This window comes from Mesorhizobium sp. M7D.F.Ca.US.004.03.1.1 (assembly GCF_003998635.1).
Classification (GTDB): Bacteria; Pseudomonadota; Alphaproteobacteria; order Rhizobiales; family Rhizobiaceae; genus Mesorhizobium; species Mesorhizobium loti.
On the sequence record NZ_RZQG01001493.1, the window covers coordinates 1 to 850 of the forward strand.

At 60.5% G+C, this 850-nt stretch carries 3 protein-coding genes; all 3 read left to right on the forward strand.

The annotated features are described in order from the left end of the window. Positions 1-6: 6 nt before the first annotated feature. The 3 genes from EN935_RS38185 (at position 7) to EN935_RS38195 (ending at position 786) form a co-directional block, all read left to right on the forward strand. The gene (locus tag EN935_RS38185; protein ID WP_109666845.1) at positions 7-207 is read left to right on the forward strand and encodes a DUF680 domain-containing protein; all 201 of its coding nucleotides are present in this window, start codon (positions 7-9) and stop codon (positions 205-207) included. 71 nt (positions 208-278) lie between these two features. After that, positions 279-479: a DUF680 domain-containing protein gene (locus tag EN935_RS38190; protein ID WP_127374352.1), complete on the forward strand. Its 201-nt coding sequence runs from the start codon at positions 279-281 to the stop codon at positions 477-479. 70 nt (positions 480-549) lie between these two features. Next, positions 550-786, forward strand: coding sequence for a DUF680 domain-containing protein (locus tag EN935_RS38195; protein WP_127265145.1), 237 nt, complete (start codon positions 550-552; stop codon positions 784-786). The last annotated feature ends 64 nt before the right edge of the window (positions 787-850 follow it).

Sequence of the window (850 nt, forward strand, 5' to 3'; positions counted from 1 at the left end):
CATAAAATGAAAAAGATCATTCTCACTGCCGCCGCCCTTCTGGCCATTTCCGGCAGCGCCTTCGCTAATGGTAGCGACCACTACGGTTCGAACGTCCCCGCAGCCACTGCTGTCGACAGCTCGTACACCGCTTCGATCAAGAAGTCGGAACCGGCTGCTCAGACGCCTGCTCAGGGCAGCGACCGCAACCTCTTCGGCAACCACTAACAGCCGAATCACCAGTTGACGGCGGGCTCGCCCGCCGCCCTGGCGAAATCCAAAAATTCAGGAGACTTGAAATGAAGAAGATCATTCTTGCTACCGCAGCCGTTCTGGCCATCTCGGGTAGCGCTTTCGCCGGCAGCGACAACTTTGGCTCCAATGGCGCCAACCAGCCTGCAGCCGCGGTGGACCAGTCGTACACGGCCTCCACCAAGACATCGGAACCGGTTGCCCAGACGCCCGCTCAGGGCAGCGACCGTAACCTCTTCGGCCACTAACAGCCAACCCACGCGGACGGCGGGTCTGTCCCGCCGCCCTGGAGAGGCTCGAAAAATTCAGGAGACTAAAATGAACAAGATCCTCATTGCTGCCGCCACCGTTCTGGCCATCACCGGCAGTGCCTTCGCCGGCAGCGACAACTTTGGCTCCAACAGCGCCAACCAGCCTGCCGTCACTTCGGTTGACACCTCGCACACGAGCTCGATCCGCAACAGCGGTGGCCTCGTCGCGAAGCTGCTTAATTCGTCGGGTGACGTACAGAAGTCCGCCCCTCAGGGCAGCGACCGGAATCTCTTCGGCCACTAACAGCCGAAGCTGATCTTCAGAAGAAGAGCGGCGGGCCAAGCCCGCCGCTCTTTTCTACGTCCGA

What these genes read in the sequence shown, in the direction of transcription:
- EN935_RS38185 (WP_109666845.1), top strand. Translation starts at nt 7, where the DNA reads ATGAAAAAGATCATTCTCACTGCCGCCGCCCTTCTGGCCATTTCCGGC.
- EN935_RS38195 (WP_127265145.1), top strand. Translation starts at nt 550, where the DNA reads ATGAACAAGATCCTCATTGCTGCCGCCACCGTTCTGGCCATCACCGGC.
- EN935_RS38190 (WP_127374352.1), top strand. Translation starts at nt 279, where the DNA reads ATGAAGAAGATCATTCTTGCTACCGCAGCCGTTCTGGCCATCTCGGGT.